1 protein-coding gene is annotated in these 452 nt (G+C 31.0%); it reads right to left on the reverse strand.

The features are described 5' to 3' along the window. Window positions 1-25: 25 nt before the first annotated feature. Window positions 26-452: replication protein B (locus CBI42_RS11330; RefSeq protein WP_094753984.1), on the reverse strand; the 427-nt coding region annotated here is incomplete at its 5' end.

Below are 452 nucleotides of genomic sequence, written 5' to 3' on the forward strand. Positions count from 1 at the left end.
ATACTACTCGAAAAATATTCACAACCTATCTAAATAACCGTTTCCAAAAGCTCTCTCTCGTTTCATCAGAGGGCTTTTCATTTTGCTTGCTTATATTTGTATCTGAATCATTGCTATCTCCCTTAGAACGCATATTAGGGCTTTGTGTGGTGTCATTCTTGATATTTTGTTCTGACTTTTGATTTTCAAGTAATTTCTGACTGCTTAAATTTAATTGTTGTTGTTGATCTAATAATTTTTGAAATCTGTCTATCTCTTTATTCTTTTGTTCCAATTCATTTTTTAAGACTGATATTAATTCTTTATCACTTAAATTAGAATCGTTTTTTTGTTCGTTCATAGAATGAACGTCACTACTCTTAATGCCTTTAATTATGCGTGCTTTCTGCTGTTCACTAAAGAGTAAGGCTCGACCGTTCTTTGAATATTCATGAATATTATTGTCTCGAATA

The organism is Streptococcus sp. KR (assembly GCF_002238115.1).
Lineage (GTDB): Bacteria > Bacillota > Bacilli > Lactobacillales > Streptococcaceae > Streptococcus.